This is a genomic window from Variovorax sp. J22G73, from assembly GCF_030317035.1.
Lineage (GTDB): Bacteria > Pseudomonadota > Gammaproteobacteria > Burkholderiales > Burkholderiaceae_C > Variovorax.
In genome coordinates, this window is record NZ_JASZYK010000016.1 from 56,695 (window position 1) to 72,904 (window position 16,210).

General features: G+C 69.2%; 16 protein-coding genes. 7 read left to right on the forward strand and 9 right to left on the reverse strand.

From position 1 onward, the window contains the following. Positions 1-41 precede the first annotated feature (41 nt). Positions 42-1,196 (reverse strand): bifunctional nicotinamide-nucleotide adenylyltransferase/Nudix hydroxylase, encoded by a 1,155-nt coding sequence (locus QTI51_RS34250; RefSeq protein WP_286517488.1) that lies wholly within the window; start codon positions 1,194-1,196, stop codon positions 42-44. Positions 1,197-1,213: 17 nt separating this feature from the next. Here QTI51_RS34250 and QTI51_RS34255 point away from each other — a divergent pair, with 17 nt between their 5' ends. From QTI51_RS34255 to QTI51_RS34270, 4 genes are all read left to right on the forward strand, one after another. Beyond that, a complete protein-coding gene (locus tag QTI51_RS34255) occupies positions 1,214-2,047 on the forward strand; it encodes a pseudouridine synthase (RefSeq protein ID WP_116910214.1) in 834 nt (277 codons plus the stop codon). Positions 2,048-2,154: 107 nt separating this feature from the next. Continuing rightward, complete coding sequence (locus QTI51_RS34260; protein ID WP_116910213.1) at positions 2,155-2,811, forward strand: response regulator; 657 nt, start codon at positions 2,155-2,157, stop codon at positions 2,809-2,811. Beyond that, positions 2,808-4,193, forward strand: a complete 1,386-nt coding sequence (locus QTI51_RS34265) for a sensor histidine kinase (protein ID WP_116910212.1) — start codon at positions 2,808-2,810, stop codon at positions 4,191-4,193. The genes QTI51_RS34260 and QTI51_RS34265 overlap by 4 nt, the downstream gene beginning before the upstream one ends. Before the next feature lie 167 nt (positions 4,194-4,360). Continuing rightward, positions 4,361-4,699: a hypothetical protein gene (locus QTI51_RS34270; RefSeq protein WP_116910211.1), complete on the forward strand. Its 339-nt coding sequence runs from the start codon at positions 4,361-4,363 to the stop codon at positions 4,697-4,699. A gap of 4 nt (positions 4,700-4,703) precedes the next feature. On the opposite strand, the gene aqpZ is transcribed toward QTI51_RS34270, so the two are convergent. Beyond that, positions 4,704-5,411, reverse strand: coding sequence for an aquaporin Z (gene aqpZ / locus QTI51_RS34275; protein ID WP_116910210.1), 708 nt, complete (start codon positions 5,409-5,411; stop codon positions 4,704-4,706). Between the two features lie 361 nt (positions 5,412-5,772). On the opposite strand from aqpZ, the gene QTI51_RS34280 reads away from it, so the two are divergent. Continuing rightward, positions 5,773-6,825: an ABC transporter substrate-binding protein gene (locus tag QTI51_RS34280; RefSeq protein WP_116910209.1), complete on the forward strand. Its 1,053-nt coding sequence runs from the start codon at positions 5,773-5,775 to the stop codon at positions 6,823-6,825. A 23-nt stretch (positions 6,826-6,848) separates the two neighbouring features. Here the strand turns inward: QTI51_RS34280 and QTI51_RS34285 are convergent, their stop codons facing one another. From QTI51_RS34285 to QTI51_RS34315, 7 genes are all read right to left on the reverse strand, one after another. After that, complete coding sequence (locus QTI51_RS34285) at positions 6,849-7,382, reverse strand: DUF3761 domain-containing protein (RefSeq protein ID WP_116910208.1); 534 nt, start codon at positions 7,380-7,382, stop codon at positions 6,849-6,851. A gap of 114 nt (positions 7,383-7,496) precedes the next feature. After that, positions 7,497-8,156 carry a hypothetical protein gene (locus QTI51_RS34290; protein WP_286517490.1) on the reverse strand — a complete coding sequence of 220 codons (660 nt, stop codon included), beginning with the start codon at positions 8,154-8,156 and terminating at the stop codon, positions 7,497-7,499. Further along, the gene (locus QTI51_RS34295; RefSeq protein WP_286517492.1) at positions 8,153-8,977 is read right to left on the reverse strand and encodes a COG1470 family protein; all 825 of its coding nucleotides are present in this window, start codon (positions 8,975-8,977) and stop codon (positions 8,153-8,155) included. The genes QTI51_RS34290 and QTI51_RS34295 overlap by 4 nt, the downstream gene beginning before the upstream one ends. Continuing rightward, a complete protein-coding gene (locus tag QTI51_RS34300; RefSeq protein ID WP_116910206.1) occupies positions 8,974-9,456 on the reverse strand; it encodes a hypothetical protein in 483 nt (160 codons plus the stop codon). Before QTI51_RS34300 ends, QTI51_RS34295 begins: the two co-directional genes overlap by 4 nt. After that, positions 9,453-10,076, reverse strand: coding sequence for a hypothetical protein (locus QTI51_RS34305; protein WP_116910486.1), 624 nt, complete (start codon positions 10,074-10,076; stop codon positions 9,453-9,455). Before QTI51_RS34305 ends, QTI51_RS34300 begins: the two co-directional genes overlap by 4 nt. Positions 10,077-10,111: 35 nt before the next feature. After that, positions 10,112-10,723, reverse strand: a complete 612-nt coding sequence (locus QTI51_RS34310; protein WP_286517495.1) for a hypothetical protein — start codon at positions 10,721-10,723, stop codon at positions 10,112-10,114. A gap of 61 nt (positions 10,724-10,784) precedes the next feature. Next, positions 10,785-12,917 carry a hypothetical protein gene (locus QTI51_RS34315; RefSeq protein ID WP_286517498.1) on the reverse strand — a complete coding sequence of 711 codons (2,133 nt, stop codon included), beginning with the start codon at positions 12,915-12,917 and terminating at the stop codon, positions 10,785-10,787. Positions 12,918-13,419: 502 nt separating this feature from the next. On the opposite strand from QTI51_RS34315, the gene htpG reads away from it, so the two are divergent. Together htpG and QTI51_RS34325 are read left to right on the forward strand one after the other, a co-directional pair. Then, the gene (htpG, locus tag QTI51_RS34320) at positions 13,420-15,456 is read left to right on the forward strand and encodes a molecular chaperone HtpG (RefSeq protein ID WP_116910205.1); all 2,037 of its coding nucleotides are present in this window, start codon (positions 13,420-13,422) and stop codon (positions 15,454-15,456) included. Continuing rightward, complete coding sequence (locus QTI51_RS34325) at positions 15,453-16,127, forward strand: hypothetical protein (RefSeq protein WP_116910204.1); 675 nt, start codon at positions 15,453-15,455, stop codon at positions 16,125-16,127. The genes htpG and QTI51_RS34325 overlap by 4 nt, the downstream gene beginning before the upstream one ends. Positions 16,128-16,210 lie beyond the last annotated feature (83 nt).

Consider the following 16,210-nt stretch of genomic DNA (forward strand, 5'->3'; position numbering starts at 1 on the left):
CCCGTCAACCGGGGCCGTTCTTGCTGACAAAGCCCGGTCGTTCAGTTCTTGCCCAGGCCACCCAAAAAATGATTCGCGATGAAGAAGTGGTCTTCGTAGATGAGGTCCTGCATGTCGAGGAACTCGGCAATGGGAACCCACCGCACCTCGGCCGCGTCGTCGTCGGCGCGCACGTCCGACAGGCCGGTCCACTGGTTGTGCGCCAGCTCGAAGAAGAAGCCGTGTGTGATGGTGCGCCCGCGCTGCGAGCGGTCGGGCGCGTCGAACACATGGCTGGCCTTCATGCTGCCGTTGAGCACGGGCACCGGCACCTTCAGGCGGGTTTCTTCCTTCAGCTCGCGAATGGCCGCGTCCTGCAGCCGCTCGTGCTGGCCGACGAAGCCGCCGGGCAGGGCCCAGGTGCCCTTGCCGGGATGGAACTTGCGCTGCACCAGCAGGATGTGGCCGGCCTCGACCACGATGGCGTCCACCGTGGTGTAGATGGGCGGAAAGCTGCTGCCGGCGTAGCGGTACTTGTCGCGGTAGTCGACCAGGAAGGCGCGCTCTTCGCAGAGCTCGGCGTAGTCGGCGGTGCGGGTGAACTGGTCGAGAAAGGCGGCCGTGCCGTCGGGCAGGTCGGCGCGTGCCAGCTGGCCGCGGTTCTCGGGGTCGAAGTAGAGGCTGCGCACGTCGGTCGCGTTGAGGCTTTCGACGCTGTTCTGGCCGACGAATTCCCAGTGCGGAAAGAGCTTGAGGTAGTAGCTCGACGCGTCCTTCAGGTGGCCCACCAGCGCCACCCTGGCCTGGGCCGGCGCGTGGCCGTCCTGCACGATGAGCCGCTCGACGGCGGACTGGATCGACGCGATCCAGAGCTGGTCGTTGTAGGGCGAATCGCCCACGCCGACCACGCTCACGCGCATCTGCTCGCTGCCGCGCAGGCAGGCGCGCACCATGCGTTCGCGCTCGTCGAAGGTGAAGGGGTTCTTCACGCTGCGCGGCTTGCGGTCGGAGCCGACCACCACGATCACGCGTTCAGCGGCGCGCAGGCCTTCTTCGATGAGTCTTTGGTGTCCGAAATGGACGGGTTGGAAACGCCCGATGACGATGGCGTATTGAAACTTGCGTGCAGTCTGAGTGCTTGGTGTGGTCACTTGGGAATCCCCCAAAAAGGGCGAGATCAACTCTCGCTTGCGTTCAGGATAGCATCGGTGCCGCACATTGATCAAGCCCTCCGATGACCGAGCCTTCCAACTCCCCCCACGCGCCCGTGCGCCTCAACAAGCGCATGGCCGAGCTCGGCATGTGCTCGCGCCGTGAGGCCGACGAGTGGATCGCCAACGGCTGGGTGAAGGTCAACGGCAAGCCGGCCGAGATGGGCGTGAAGGTCACGCCCTCCGACCGCGTGGAGGTCGACAAGGCCGCCAAGGGCCAGCAGGCCAACCAGGTCACCATCCTCATCAACAAGCCCATCGGCTACGTGAGCGGCCAGGCCGAGGACGGCCACGAGCCCGCGGTGACGCTGTTCACCCCGCAGAACCGCTGGGCCGACGACAACGCGCGCTTCTTCTTCAGCCCCCAGCAACTGCGCGGCCTGGCGCCGTGCGGGCGGCTGGACATCGACTCCATCGGCCTGCTGGTGATGACGCAGGACGGGCGCATCGCGCGCCAGCTCATCGGCGAAGACTCGGTGATGGAAAAGGAATACCTGGTGCGCGTGGCCTACCACGGCCTGGGCCAGCCCGCGCCCCCGGGCCAACTGGTGCGCATGGACGACGACGACCCCATCACCACCAACGTGCAGGCGGTGTTTCCGCCGGCCATGCTGGCCCGGCTGCGCCACGGCCTGAGCCTGGACGGCCAGGCGCTGAAGCCGGCGCGCGTCGAATGGCAGAACCCCGAGCAGCTGCGCTTCGTGCTCACCGAAGGCAAGAAGCGCCAGATCCGCCGCATGTGCGAGCTGGTCGGCCTGAAGGTGGTGGGCCTGAAGCGGGTGCGCATCGGCAAGGTCATGCTGGGCAACCTGCCGGTGGGGCAGTGGCGCTACCTGGGGCCGCACGAGAAGTTCTGAAAAGCCGGCTCAGGTTGCCTTAAGTCTGGGCAATTACGCTGCGCCCGGCGCAGGCACTTCCGATCATCCCGTTCGCGTGCTACCTTGCGGCCGAAGGAGACGCCGCCATGCGCGTACTGTTGGTGGAAGACGATGAAATGATCGGGCGCAGCCTGAAGCAGGCGCTCGAAGGCGCGGGCTGGTCCGCGGACTGGGTGCGCGACGGCGAGCTGGCGCAAAGCGCACTGGGCGACGGCGGCTACACCTGCGTGCTGCTCGACCTCGGCCTGCCCCGGCAAGACGGCACCGAGGTGTTGCGGCGGGCCCGGGAGCGCGGCGACGCCACCCCCGTGCTGGTGCTGACCGCGCGCGACGGCCTGGACGACCGCATCCACAGCCTCGACCTGGGTGCCGACGACTACCTGCTCAAGCCCTTCGAATTCCGCGAGCTGCTCGCGCGCATGCGCGCCGTGGTGCGCCGGCGCGACGGCGCCGCGCATTCGCTGGTGGGCGGCGGCGCGCTGCAGCTCGACCTGACCACGCGCGAGGTGGTGGTCAACGGCGCGCGCGAGGCGCTCACCGCGCGCGAGTTCGCGCTGCTGCATGCGCTGCTGGAGCGGCCCGGCGCCATCCTGTCGCGCGAACAGCTGGAGAACCGCATCTACGGCTGGGGCGAGGAAGTGACCAGCAACGCCATCGACGTGCTCATCCACGGCATGCGCCGCAAGCTGGGCGCGGACTCGATCCGCAACGTCCGCGGCCTGGGCTGGCGCGTGGCTGCATGAACGGCGCGGTGCGCGGCGCGGGCCGCTGGTGGCGGCCGCGTTCGCTGCGCACGCAGCTGCTGCTGTGGCTCATCACGCTGCACCTGGGTGCGGCCGTGCTCACGGCGTGGTTTTCTTTCGTGGCCTACGGCAACCTGGTGCACAACGCGCTGGACGACCAGATGCGCCTGGTGGCCGAGTCGTACGCGGGCAGCGACCCGCTGAAGCTGCCGCAGCCGATGGACGGCGAGGCCGCGTTCTCGCGCGGCGCCTTCATCGTGCAGATCTGGAGCGCCGACGGCGCCACGCTGCGCGCCACCTCGTGGCCGGTGCTGTCGGTGCCGCTGCAAAAAAGCCCCGGCTTCGGCGATGTGAGCACCGGCGCGCACGCGGGCTCCAGCTGGCGCGTGTTCACCGCCGAGCCCGGCCCGCGCGCCGACCAGCCGCGCGTGCAGGTGCTGCAGAACGAGGACTACCGCCGCCGCCGCGCGCTGCGCCGCGCGCTGCTCGAAGGCCTGCCCATCACGCTGCTGCTGCCGCTGGCGCTGCTGATCCTGTGGGTCATCGTGTCGGCCGCCTCGCGCTCGCTGCGCGCGGTGGCGCGCGACGTGGCCTCGCAGGACGAGCGCAGCCCCACCGAGCTTTCGTTGGCGCGCGTGCCCGACGAGATCGCGCCGCTGGTGGGCGCCTTCAACAACCTGCTGTCGCGCGTGCGCAGCGCCTTCGCCACGCAGCGCCGCTTCGTGCAGGACGCCGCGCACGAGCTGCGCACGCCCATGGCCGCCATCGGCCTGCAGATCGAGAACCTGCGCGCGCACGTGCCGGCCGGCGAAGCCACCGAGCGCTTCAACCAGCTCGAGGCCGGCGTCACGCGCGCGCAGCACCTGATCGAGCAGCTGCTGCACCTGTCGCGCCAGGACGCGCCGCAAGGCAGCAACGCGCGCGAGCGGGTCGACATCGAGGTGCTGCTGCGCGAGAGCGTGAGCCAGCTGATGGTGCTGGCCGATGCGCGCCGCGTGGACATCGGTTTCGAGAGCGAAGGCCGCATCGCCGCCGTGGTCTTCGCGCCCGCCGCCGAGCTGCGCAGCGTGTTCGACAACCTCATCGACAACGCGCTGCGCTATGCGCCCGAGGGCGGCGTGGTCGACGTGGCGCTGCGCCAGGTCGACGGCCACGTGGTGGTCGATGTGCTGGACAACGGACCCGGCATTCCGCAGGCCGCGATGGGCCGCGTGTTCGACCGTTTCTTTCGCGTGCCGGGCTCGGCCGTGGGCGGCAGCGGGCTGGGCCTGGCCATTGCGCGCACGGCCGCCGAGCGGCACGGATTGCGTATCGAGCTGTGCAACCGAAGCGACGGCCCGGGCCTGATGGCGCGGGTGCATTTGCCATCCTTGCCCACGTAGAGTGGGTAGAAACGAGCATGCCGGCCCGCGGCATCACTCACTCGCAGCTAAGTCTTCGCTCACCGTCCCCTCAGTCTGCGTGCCTAGAGTGCATCCAGGTCCTGCTACGGGCAGTTCGCCCGATGGCACGCGACCGGAGACAACCTGAACCCAGGAGAAGACACATCATGCGCACTTCCTTCAAGCTTCTTGCCGTTGGTTCCTTCGCTGCGCTGGCAGCCTTGGGCGCGGTCAACGCATCGGCCGAAACCATGGACGGCTCGGACTTTCATCCGCTGCAGATGAACTCGCCCGAACGCCCCGACGTGCAGGCCGGCGCCATGGCCGCCGCGCGCCCGACCGGCACCGAACCCGTCGGCCAGTCGACCAGCGCACCGGCAATGAACTCCACGCTGCCCGTGTCTGACATCCAGGCCGGTGCCTATGCCGCGTCGCACCCCACCGGCACAGAGCCGATCGGGCAATCGACGTCGCTGCCGATGGTGAAGTCGGGCACCGGCAGCTGACGCTTCAGTCGTCGTTGTTGTTGCTGAGCAGCGCGCGGTAGATTGCCGCGCCAAGCAGCGCGCCCGCGATGGGCGCCACCCAGAAGAGCCACAGTTCCGACAGCGCGGCCGGCGGCCCGAACAGCGCCGGGCCCGTGCTGCGCGCCGGGTTGACCGAGGTGTTGGTCACCGGGATCGAGACCAGGTGGATCAGCGTGAGGCACAGGCCGATGGCAAGGCCGGCAAAGCCGCCGGCCGCGCGCCTGGCCGTGGACCCCAGGATCACGATCAGGAACACCGCTGTCATCACCACTTCGCACAGCAAGGCGGCCACGAGGCCGTACTTGCCGGGCGAGTGCTCGCCATAGCCGTTGGTGGCGAAGCCGCCGATGTCCGCGCCCGGCTTGCCCGTGGCGATGAGGTAGAGCACGCCGGCCGCCGCGATGGCGCCGAGCACCTGCGCCACGATGTAGCCCGCCAGCAGCGAGGCCTTGAAGCGGCCCGCCGCGGCCAGGCCGATGGACACCGCCGGGTTGAAGTGCCCGCCCGAGACCGGGCCTAGCGCATACGCCCCGGTCACCACCGTGAGGCCGAAGGCCAGCGCCACGCCAGCAAAGCCGATGCCCGTGCCGGGGAAGGTCGCCGCCAGCACCGCGCTGCCGCAGCCGCCGAACGTGAGCCAGAAGGTGCCGATGAATTCGGCGGCCCATTTCTTGTAGGTACTGTGTTCCATGACGCCCGATCCTGAAGTTGAGAAAGCACGCAGGGCGCAGCCCGGCGCGGGCGGATTCTAGGAACGGTGCGAGAGCGGAAGCGGCCGTCGCGATGCACGTCTTTCGCGCGATCGGAACCTGTTCACGGTTGTTGCGGCTTTGTAGATCCGCGCCCTTTCTCCGGGTTTTCGGACTGTGCTTTCCTTCACGCTTTTACAGGGCGTGACGGCCGCCTTGCCCATCTTGCGGAAAGCGCAGCGCGCCAGGTCCCCGCACCTGACGCAGGTGCTGGCCGCGCTTTGACGCGGGCGCTATCCTGCCGCTTCGCGCGCTTCAGATCCACCGAAGCGTCGAGCCACCGAACGACAAGGAGACCCCTGCATGCACCGCTTCGCCTTCCGCCGCCTCGCCACCGGCGCGCTCACCGCCACATGTGTGGCTGCCGCTGCCTTTTTGGGGGTGTCGAACGCCGCCGCGCAGGGCACGGTCAACGCGCTGTGCAGCACCGACGCGGGCTGGTGCGAAGCGGCCGCGACGGCCTTCACGCGCGAGACCGGCATCCGCGTGCTGCAGGCCCACAAGGGCACGGGAGAAATCGGCGCCCAGCTGCGCGCCGAGGCCGCCAACCCCAAGACCGACATCTGGTGGGGCGGCACCGGCGACCCCTTTCTGCAGGCGGCGGAACAGGGGCTGCTGGAGCCCTACCGGCCGGCGTACATCAACGACCTGTACGACTGGTCGGTGCGCCAGTACGCGATGTCGCAGAACATGGTGGGCGGCTTCTACACCAGCGCGATGGGCTTCGGCTTCAACACCGACGTGCTGCGCAAGAAGAAGCTGGCCGAGCCGAAGTGCTGGGCCGACCTGATCAAGCCCGAGTACAAGGGCGAGATCGAAATTTCGCACCCCGCCACCAGCGGCACGGCCTACACCATCATCGCGGGCCTGGTGCAGCAGATGGGCGAGGACGCCGCCTTCGACTACCTGAAGAAATTGCACAGGAACGTCACCAGCTACACCCGCAGCGGCCAGGCGCAGGCGCCCAACGTGGCCAAGGGCGAGGTGGCGATCGGCGTGAGCTTCATCTTCGGCTTCGAAAAATGGCGCCACGACAAGTTTCCGGTGAAGACCGCCGCACCCTGCGAAGGCACGGGCTACGAGGTGGGCGGCATCGCGCTGGTGAAGGGCGCGCGCAACAAGGACAACGCCAGGCGCTACTACGACTGGCTCATGAGCCCCGCGGGCCAGTCCATCGGCGCGAAGGCCGGCAGTCTGCAGTCGCCGGCCAACAAGACCTTCAAGCCCGACGCGCGCATTCCGTCGATGGCCGACGTGAAGCTCATCAAGTACGACTTCGAGAAGTACGGCAAGGCCGACGAGCGCAAGCGCCTGATCGATCGCTGGACGCGCGAAGTCGAGTCACAACCGCGCTAGGGCTCGCCCCCAGCCTGGGAGCTTCAGGACGTGCAGGCTTTGTTGTGCGAGGCGTGCATGCCCTTGGCCTTGGCGTCGGCCTCGCTCAGGTACTCGCCCTTCTTGGTCTTGCCGTAGTAGCGGTCGCCCATGCAGTGGTAGACCTTGGTCTCGTCGTTGGCCCACACCTTGCCCGCGCCACCGCCGGGGGCGGCCGCCATCTTGGTGAGGTCGGGCGCGCCGGGGGTGCGGGTGGCGGTGCCGGTGCTCGGGGCCACGCCGGTTTTGTCGACGCTGGCGGACTGGGTTTCCACGGCGGGAGCGGCTGCTGCCGTTGCGCCAGGTGCCGGAGCTGTGCCAGCCGCCGTTTTTCCGTACCAGGTCTTGATGCCCTTGTGCCCGCGGCAGGCGCCGGACTTGGTGTCGGGCGAGGCGTAGCTGTCGTCCTTGCACTGCACGGTGGTGCCGGCGGGGGCGCCGGCGGGCGCCGCCGTCTGGGCCTGGGCCTGCATCTGTGCGGTCAGCGCGGCCAGGCCGAGGCAGGCGGCGATCCACAGCGTGCGGGGGGTGTTGTTCATGCAAAGCTCCTGATGGTGAAGGGAAAGATCCACGCCGGAGCTTTGGGGCGCGATCCCAGCGGCAGCTGACTTGAGGAGGCGATCTTGTCCCGTCTCGCCCATTCAGGCCGTCGATCAGGGAGAACTGGCAGTGAAAGTGACCATGCCAAGGTAGGTGCCCGCCCTGCGGCTGGCCAGGTTGGCATAGGAAAACGTCCAGGTGGCCGAGCGCACGGTCACCAGGTTGCCTAAGGCGGTGCCGGCCACGTTCACCGGCGTGCCTGTACCCGTGTTGGGAATGGCGGGCGCCGGCAGGTTGGTGTCGCTGCTGGCAATGGCGATCTCCGACATCGGGATCGTGCTGGTGCCGTTCGACAGCGGCGTGGTGGCGGTGGCGCGCAGCGTGACCTGGCCCGCGTTGCTGCGCACTTCCACCGGCAGAGCGTTGCCGCTGGGCGTCACGCTGAAGGTCGGCGCCGCGCCGTTCCAGTTCACCGGCTTGTTGTTGCCGGCCGTGGGCGTGGTGGGGCCGCCGGGAATGGTCGGCGCGAGCGCGAAGCTCACCATGCTGGTGGTGCCTCCGGGCGTGGGCCAGGCGCCGTCGCCGATGCGAAAAAAGATGAACTTGTCGATGGCGATGGTGAAGTCCAGCGCCACCGCCCCCGTGCTCAGCGGCACGGTCGCACTGGGCACCGCGCTGCTGGAGGCGGCACGGGCCGTGTCCGTGTCCGTGGCCGCCGAGGCGACGGCGAGCAGGGCCACCGCGTTGGCGAAGGTGCCCCGCAGGTGCCTCACTTCAACTCCACGTCCATCTTGAAGCTGCCCTTGTCCCAGTCCAGCGTGCCGCTGGCCTTCACCGGGTACACGGGCGCCGGACCGCTCTGCCCGCCTTCGCCCTTGGGCACGAGCGCCAGCGTGCGGGTCTGGCCCGGCAGGATGGGCGTGCCCTCGGGCACCAGCTCGAAGGCGCGGCCCTTGCTGTCGACCGCGTCCAGGCTGCCTTCGAGTCGGCCGTGCGCGTCGCCGGTGTTGACCACCGTCACCAGCGTGCGGCGGGCGCCGGCGGTCTCGCCGCTGGCGATCTGCTTGATGTCGAGCTTGGGCTCGGCGCCGTCGAGCATCACGTAGACCGCCACCGCGATGCGCCCGGTGACCGGCAAGCTCAGGCTGGCGCCGCTGCTGCGAATGACGGTCTGCTGTGCCGGCTCGCTGCCTTCGATGGCGATCATGAAGCGGCATTCCCCGCGCGCCGTGCCGGCCGGCGGCTCGACCTGGAAGCGGAACGACTTCTTGCTGCGCGCCGGCACCGACAGCGTGCGCCGCTCCAGCAGCACCCACGGCCTGCAGCTGCCGGGCAGCAGTTCGTCGTGGTACCCGATGTTGCCCTCGGCCGAGTAGGTCCAGTCAATGGTGCGGATCGTCACGTCGGTGGCCGTGGGCGCCAGGTTGTGGATGTCCAGCGACTGCCCGATGCGCGCGCCGGGCTTGCCGGAGAGCTCGAAGCGCGAGGGGGTGACGCCCAGCTCGAAGGGCGCCGCATGGGCCGCGCCCGCGATCAGTGCCGGCAGCAGCCACGTTCTTGCGCAAGACAATCGAAGGAGGCGGGGAGCGTTCATGGGGAGGTCTCGATTTCGAAGATCGACTCGAAGCTCAGCGCCGCGCCCGTGGGCAGGCGCAGCTCGCGCGGATCGATGCGCAGCGTCAGGTCGAAGGTTTCGTTCATCCACGGCGTCTGCACCACGCCGTTCCACACCTGCACGCGGTCGCCGGGGCGTCCGCTGCCGCTGGCGAAGGCGCCGTTGCCGCGCCATTGCACCTGCAGGCCAGCGGGCGAGCGAAGGCCGGCCACGGCGGGCGGAATCACGTAGAAGATGCGCGCCCGGCGCCCCACGTGCGGGGCCGTTGCCAGCCGGTATTCGATACGCCCGAAAGGCAGCACCACCAGGTTGCCGTCCATGGCCTGCGCGTTGGCGAAGTCGCTGCGCACCTGCGCGCGCGGCGAGGCCGAATCGTCCAGCCGCGCGACCAGCGCCCACGCGGCCGCGGGCGACAGCAGCAGCAGGGCGATCCACCGGTGCGCGCGGGCTCCGTTCATTCCATCGACGCCGTGAAGCGCACGGTGCCCTTGTAGTTGCCGCCCGGGTAGATGGTGCTGTTGTCGTAGGAGAACTGCAGCCGCGTGGCCGTCACGTTGTTCGACTGGTAGGTCCACGTGCCGACGCCCAGCAGGCACAGCAGGCCGACGCAGATGGACGCGTTGGCGTTGTAGTTGGCAATGGTCTGGTTCGCGCTGCCGTCGAAGCGGCCGCTCTGGATGTCGCCCGAGGCCGCATTGCCGTTGTTCGACGCCACCCAGCTGATCGTGTTGAAAGGAATGGTCTGGGAACCGCAGCCGCCCGACTGGCACGCCAGCGCGATGGACGAATCCACCCGCAGCGTCACCGGCCGCGCCAGGGTGTTGTTGACCATCGGCCGCATCGGCATCACCCAGACGTCGATGGCCGGCGTGCCGGTGACCGCCGTCGGCGTGAGCCCCGCGTTGGCGCCGGTCACGCCGAAGGCCACGGTGTCGACGGTGGTGCCGGCGGACCCGACGCGCAGCGTCAGCGCATAGGTGCTGCCGGTGTCGGTGACGGTGGTGATGACGGCGTGCGCGCGCGGCGCCAGGCCGAGGCCCAGCACCGGCGTCAGTGCCAGCAACGCGGCCGGGACCATCGAAGCCGCCCGGGTGGCCGCGGGCCGCCCGCGCATCAGACGCCCTGCGCGGTGTAGGTGATGGTGTTGGTGTACGTGTTCGCGACCCAGCCCGCGGGCGTGCCGCCGAGCGCGTACGCCCAGGTGCCCGTGGCCACCACGTTGGACGCGAACGGGGTCGACGCGCAGGCGCCGAGGTTGGCACCCGGATGCGGCAGCGTGCCGGTGGCGGTCACGGTGAAGTCGGCGTTTGCCGGGCCGCCCACGGCATTCCACGCGCCCATCGCGCAATTGATGGTGCCGGTGCCCGCGTTGGTCCAGGCGTACACGGTGAGCGTGCCGCCTGCGGTGGTGGTGGTGACGGTGGGCGCCGCGCCGTTCCAGTCGACGTTGGTGTTGTTGACGTTGGCCAGCGGCGTCGTCGGCACACCGGGAATGCTGAGCGCAGAGGTCCATGTCACGGTGTCGACCGTGGTGTTGGTCGAACCTACGCGCAGCAGGATGAGCTTGGGCACGGTGACGCTGAGGTTCACCTTCGCCTGCGCGGTGATGGTGCCCGTGCCGGAGCCGTACTGGCTCTCGGCCATGGCCGCGCCCGCGAGCAGCGCGAGGGCCGCGAGCGACAGGGCCCGCAAGGGGCGGGGGCATGCAGTGGATTTCAGCGTCATGGACTCTCCTTGGGTTGATGGGAACTGGCAGGACATGTCGGAAACCGTCCGGCGGCGCGCTTCATTCGCTCACTTTCGTTACTGGAATGACGGCGCTGGCCTGACCGCGCAGCGGCACGTTCACGCTCGTGCCGCTGTCCTGTGCCGCGCCCCAGGGCAGGGGCACGCTCTCTGGCGTCAGCGTGAGCTGGTGCCGTCCGCTGGTCACCAGCGGAAACTCGAAGCGGCCGTCGCGGTCGGTGATGGCGCGGTAGCGGCCGTCGAGCAGCACCTCCACGCCAGCCGCGCCGGCCTCGCCGGGCTGCGGCTCGCCATCGCGGTTGGCGTCGAAGAACACGCGCCCCGACACGCTGCCGCCGCCGGCTCCGCCGCCTGCGGCATCGCGCATGCCGGCGGCCTGGAAGGCCGTGCCGCCGCTTCCTTCCCAGCGCAGGTACACGAAGGCGGTTTTCTCGTTGCTGCGGTACAGGTTCGGACCTGAGAGCGAGGTCTGCACCAGCGCGGCGCGCGCCTGGTTGAAATTGGCGACGAAGCCCACGCGCCAACCGCGCGACAGCTCCTTCTCGGCCGTGAGCGAGCCCGACAGCCCCCGGCTCGTGTAGAGGCCGCCGCTTTGCGAGGTGTAGCGCAGGTTGCCGGCGAGCTGCACGCCGCTGTCGAGCCAATAGCGCCACTGCAGGCCGGCCGTGGGGTAGTTGCGCGCGGTGCCGCCGCTGCGGTCGTGCGCGTAGCCGAGGGTGGTGGTGAACTCGGGGCGCATCGTCTCGTAGCGCCCGCCGATCCAGTCCTGCTCCCACTGCAGCTCCTGCCCGGTGGCCGCGCTGTCGCCGAGCACCACCAGCTCGTTGCGCCGCGCGGTGAGCGTGAAGCGGCTGCGCGGCCAGTCGAACAGGCGGGTCTGGAAGAACGCGTTGGCGTAGAGGCTGCGGCTGTCGGCCGTGGCCAGGCCGGTGCTTCCGGTACCTGTGGCGGTGCCTGGCCGGTCGTAGCGCGTGCGGTACACGCTCAGGCTGCCGCCGAGAGAGTTGTAGCGGTCGAACACGTACTGCGCGTTGCCATTGGCGCCGGTGCGCGTGTAGCCGGAGAGGCTGAAGTTGCTGTCCGGCTGCGCGCGCTCATGGTCGAGCCCGACGCCCCAGCTCAGGCGGCTGGTGCTGCGGTCCATGCGCCAGTACGCGCCGCGCGTCCCGGTGGCCAGCGCGAAGTCGCCGAAGTACAGGTCCGGCCGCGCGGTGTAGGCGCCGAACTCGTGGCGGTACGGGCCCGTGCGCGCACTCGCCTCCAGGAAGATCCCGTGCGAGCCGCCGGTGCTCACGCCCGGTGTCTGCGAGCTGGTGCGGCTGCCGATCAGCGTGGCGCGCGCCTTGAAGTCGCCGTCGCGCACCACCTCGCGGCCATAGCCGAGCGAAGCGGCCCAGCTCGTGACGTCCTTGCGGCCGAAGCCGATCGCCGTGAGCGGATCGAGGTAGTAGGCCGGAATGTCGCGCGCGCGGTCGAGCTGCACCGACGCGAACCACGGATCGCCCAGGCGCTGCGTGATCCCGAGCCACCCCAGCGTGCCCTGGCTTTTCTCGTACCCCGGGTACGGACCGCCCGCCAGGTTGCCGCGCTCGCCGTAGCCGGCGCGCACGTCCGTCTGCGTGTTGAAGATGCGCGCCGACGCGCCGCGCACCAGGCTCGAGCCGAGCGACAGCCGGTAGTTGCGCGCCAGCCCGTCGGTGAGTTCGCTGTAGACGTCGCCCACGGCGGTGTCGGCGAAGGTCTGCGTGGTCAGCGGAAAGCCCAGGTTGCGCAAGGTGTAGCGACCGCTGGTCGAACGGCGCGCATAGCCCAGCGAGCCGATGCCGCCGCCGCCCAGGAAGCTGTCTCCGCTCAGGTGCCGCGCGTCGGCCTGCAGCACGAACTCGCCGTAGTTGAGCGTCTCGCGCCGGTATTCCAGGCGCTGCCCGAACTCGGTGGCGCGCTGGCGGCGGTAGCCCGTGGAGGTGGCGTCGCCGAAGCCGATGCGGCTTTCCACCAGCCAGGCGCGAAAGCCCTGAGGTTGCTCGGCCTGAGGTTCGGCTTCGCTGCCACCGCCCGTGTCCACGCTCATGAAACGGTCTTCATAAGCCTTGGGCGCGGCGTCGATGAGCGCCTTCAGCCGCACCTGCTCCGCCTGCGCACGGTCGATGGGTTCGATGCGCGCGTCAGCCACGAGCGGGGCGGCCGGCGCCGCGGGGTTGCGGGGGGCGGAGCTCGTCTGCGCATGCGCGCACGACAGCGAGGCCAGGGCGGTTGCGCATCCCAGCCATGCGTGGGCAAGGCAGGGCAGGCAGGGTAACCCCGGGAACCCCGAGAGGCCCGGCACGGGCGCCCGGGCCACGCGCGGAGGTACCGCGGCGGGAGCTGCCGCGATCCACAGTGTCACTCGATTCATCAAACGACATCCCTGTTTTCCCGGGGCGTTGCCACCCTGTTCCGAATCGAAGATCAGGATATTTCAGAACTGTCATCTACGGTAACTTTTGATGTCACCGTGGGTATCGTCCGACGAGAGCGTTGGTTTTTGTCCTTCAGCATTGCGCAAAATGCGAGCTTTCGAATTCGTCGCGTCCTTGATGAAGTCGAAGGACCTCCCCATCTGACGCGCTGGTGCGGCGTAACCTCCGGGACGCCTTGCCGGCTTAGAATTTTTTGGCTTCGACATTTCTTATTCCATGGCTGACTCCTCCAATACCAAACTCCCGTTCCAGGCCGAAGTCGCGCAACTGCTGCACCTCGTCACGCATGCGCTGTACTCGAACAAGGAAATCTTTCTTCGCGAGCTGATCTCGAACGCATCGGACGCCTGCGACAAGCTGCGCTTCGAGGCGCTCGACCATCCCGAGCTGTACGAAGACCAGCCCGAGCTCGACGTTCGCCTGAGCTTCGACAAGGCCGCGCGCACGCTCACCATCACCGACAAGGGCATCGGCCTGTCGCGCCAGGAGGCCATCGACAACCTCGGCACCATCGCCAAGAGCGGCACCAAGGACTTCATGAGCAAGCTGAGCGGCGACCAGAAGGCCGACGCGCAGCTCATCGGCCAGTTCGGCGTGGGCTTCTACTCGGGCTTCATCGTGGCCGACAAGATCTCGGTCGAGTCGCGCCGCGCGGGCCTGCCCGCAGAGCAAGGCGTGCGCTGGGTCAGCGGCGGTGCCGGCGACTTCGAGGTGGCCGACATCACGCGCGCCGCGCGCGGCACCAGCATCACGCTGCACCTGCGCGACGATGCCGACGAATACCTCAACGCCTGGAAGCTCAAGCAAATCGTCGGCAAGTACTCCGACCACATCTCCCTGCCCATCCTGATGGAAAAGGAAGAGTGGAAGGAAGGCGAGAACGACCAGCCCGGCGACATGGTGAAGACCGGCGAGTGGGAAACCGTCAACAAGGCCAACGCCCTGTGGAGCCGCCCCAAGAAGGACATCAGCACCGAGCAGTACGAAGAGTTCTACAAGAGCATCAGCCACGACTTCGAGGCGCCCCTGGCCTGGAGCCACAACCGCGTGGAAGGCAGCACCGAGTACACGCAGCTGCTCTACATTCCGGCCAAGGCGCCGTTCGACCTGTGGAACCGCGAGAAGAGCGCGGGCGTGAAGCTGTACGTGAAGCGCGTGTTCATCATGGACGACGCCGAGGCGCTGATGCCCAGCTACCTGCGCTTCGTGAAGGGCGTGATCGATTCGGCCGACCTGCCGCTGAACGTGAGCCGCGAGCTGCTGCAGGAAAGCCGTGACGTGAAGGCCATTCGCGAAGGCAGCACCAAGCGCGTGCTCGGCATGCTCGAAGACCTGGCGAAGAAGCAGAAGACCGGCCCTGAAAGCAGCGAAGGCAAGATCGACGTGGGCTCGGGCGAATCGGTGCCCGCGCCCGAGCCGACCGAGGCCGTGACGGACGTGGTCGACAAGAACGCGCCCACCGCCGCCGAAGCCGCCGCGGCGCATGCCGACGAATCCGGCAAGTACGCCAGGTTCTACGCCGAGTTCGGCGCGGTGCTGAAGGAAGGCCTGGGCGAGGACATGGGCAACCGCGACCGCATCGCCAAGCTGCTGCGCTACGCCTCCACCACCACCGACACGGTGAGCGTGAGCTTCGCGGACTACAAGGCCCGCATGAAGGACGGGCAGGACGCCATCTACTACATCACCGCCGACACGCTGGCCGGCGCCAAGAACAGCCCGCAGCTCGAGGTCTTCAAGAAGAAGGGCATCGAGGTGCTGCTGATGACCGACCGCGTGGACGAGTGGGCGCTGAACTACCTCAACGAGTTCGACGGCACGCCGCTGCAAAGCGTGGCCAAGGGCGCGGTCGACCTGGGCAAGCTGCAGGACGACGACGAGAAGAAGGCCGCCGAGCAGGCCGCCGAGTCGTTCAAGCCGCTGCTGGAGAAGCTCAAGGAAGCGCTCAAGGACAAGGCCGACGACGTGCGCGTGACCACCCGCCTGGTCGACTCGCCCGCCTGCCTGGTGGTGCAGGACGGCGGCATGAGCACGCAGCTCGCGCGCATGCTCAAGCAGGCCGGCCAGCCCGCGCCCGAGCTCAAGCCGGTGCTCGAGGTGAACGCCGAGCATCCGCTGGTGAAGAAGCTCGAAGGCTCCGCGCACTTCGACGACCTGGCGAACATCCTGTTCGACCAGGCGCTGCTGGCCGAAGGCGGCCTGCCGGCCGACCCCGCGGCCTATGTGAGGCGCGTGAACGCGCTGCTGGTGTGACGCCGCGGCCGCGCGTCGTCCGTGGTGCGGCCCTGGCTTCGGCCGGGCTGGTGTTGCTGATGGCGGGCGGCTGCTCGCACTACCACGTGGGGATTCCGCTGGTCCCCGGGCTCTCGCTGGGGCTCGGCGCCACGAAGGACGGCAATTTTTCCGTCGGCCTGAACACCGGCTTCGGCCCGCTGGGCGCGGGCGTGGCGGTGAACAACGGCGGGCAGGTGACCGGCTCGGCCGGCGCGGCTGTCGGCGTCGGGCCGATGAGCACCGGGGTCGGCAAGGGCGCGGTGCTGTACGACCCGAAGACGGCGCCGGTCGCACCGACCGCACCGGCCGTCGCGGGTGGTGCGCCCGTTGCGGGTGGTGCGGTGGCCGCGGCAACCCCGGCTCCGGCGGCCACGCCGGTGCGCTATTCGACGCCCGCCGATCCCTTCACACCCATCGCGGCCGCCTCGCCTGCGACGGCTGCGCCAGCGGCAACTACGACGCCGCCGGCGCGTGCCACGGCCCCGGCCAGGGCACCGCTGGTCAAGATCACGCGCCCGCCGCCGCAGCCTCCCATGCCGGCGACACCCGCGGTGAACGTCAGCTACCGCACCCCTGCTGTCGCCGCTGCCGCGGCCTCCGCGCGCGATGCCGGCACCCCCGGTTCCCCGGGCAACCCCATCGCCCCCTGACCGGGCGACCACCCCCCGTTCCCCGTCCCCCCGTTCGCAAGGACAAGGCCGCGCCGCGAGCAGGGCGGGCTGCTGTCGGCCTA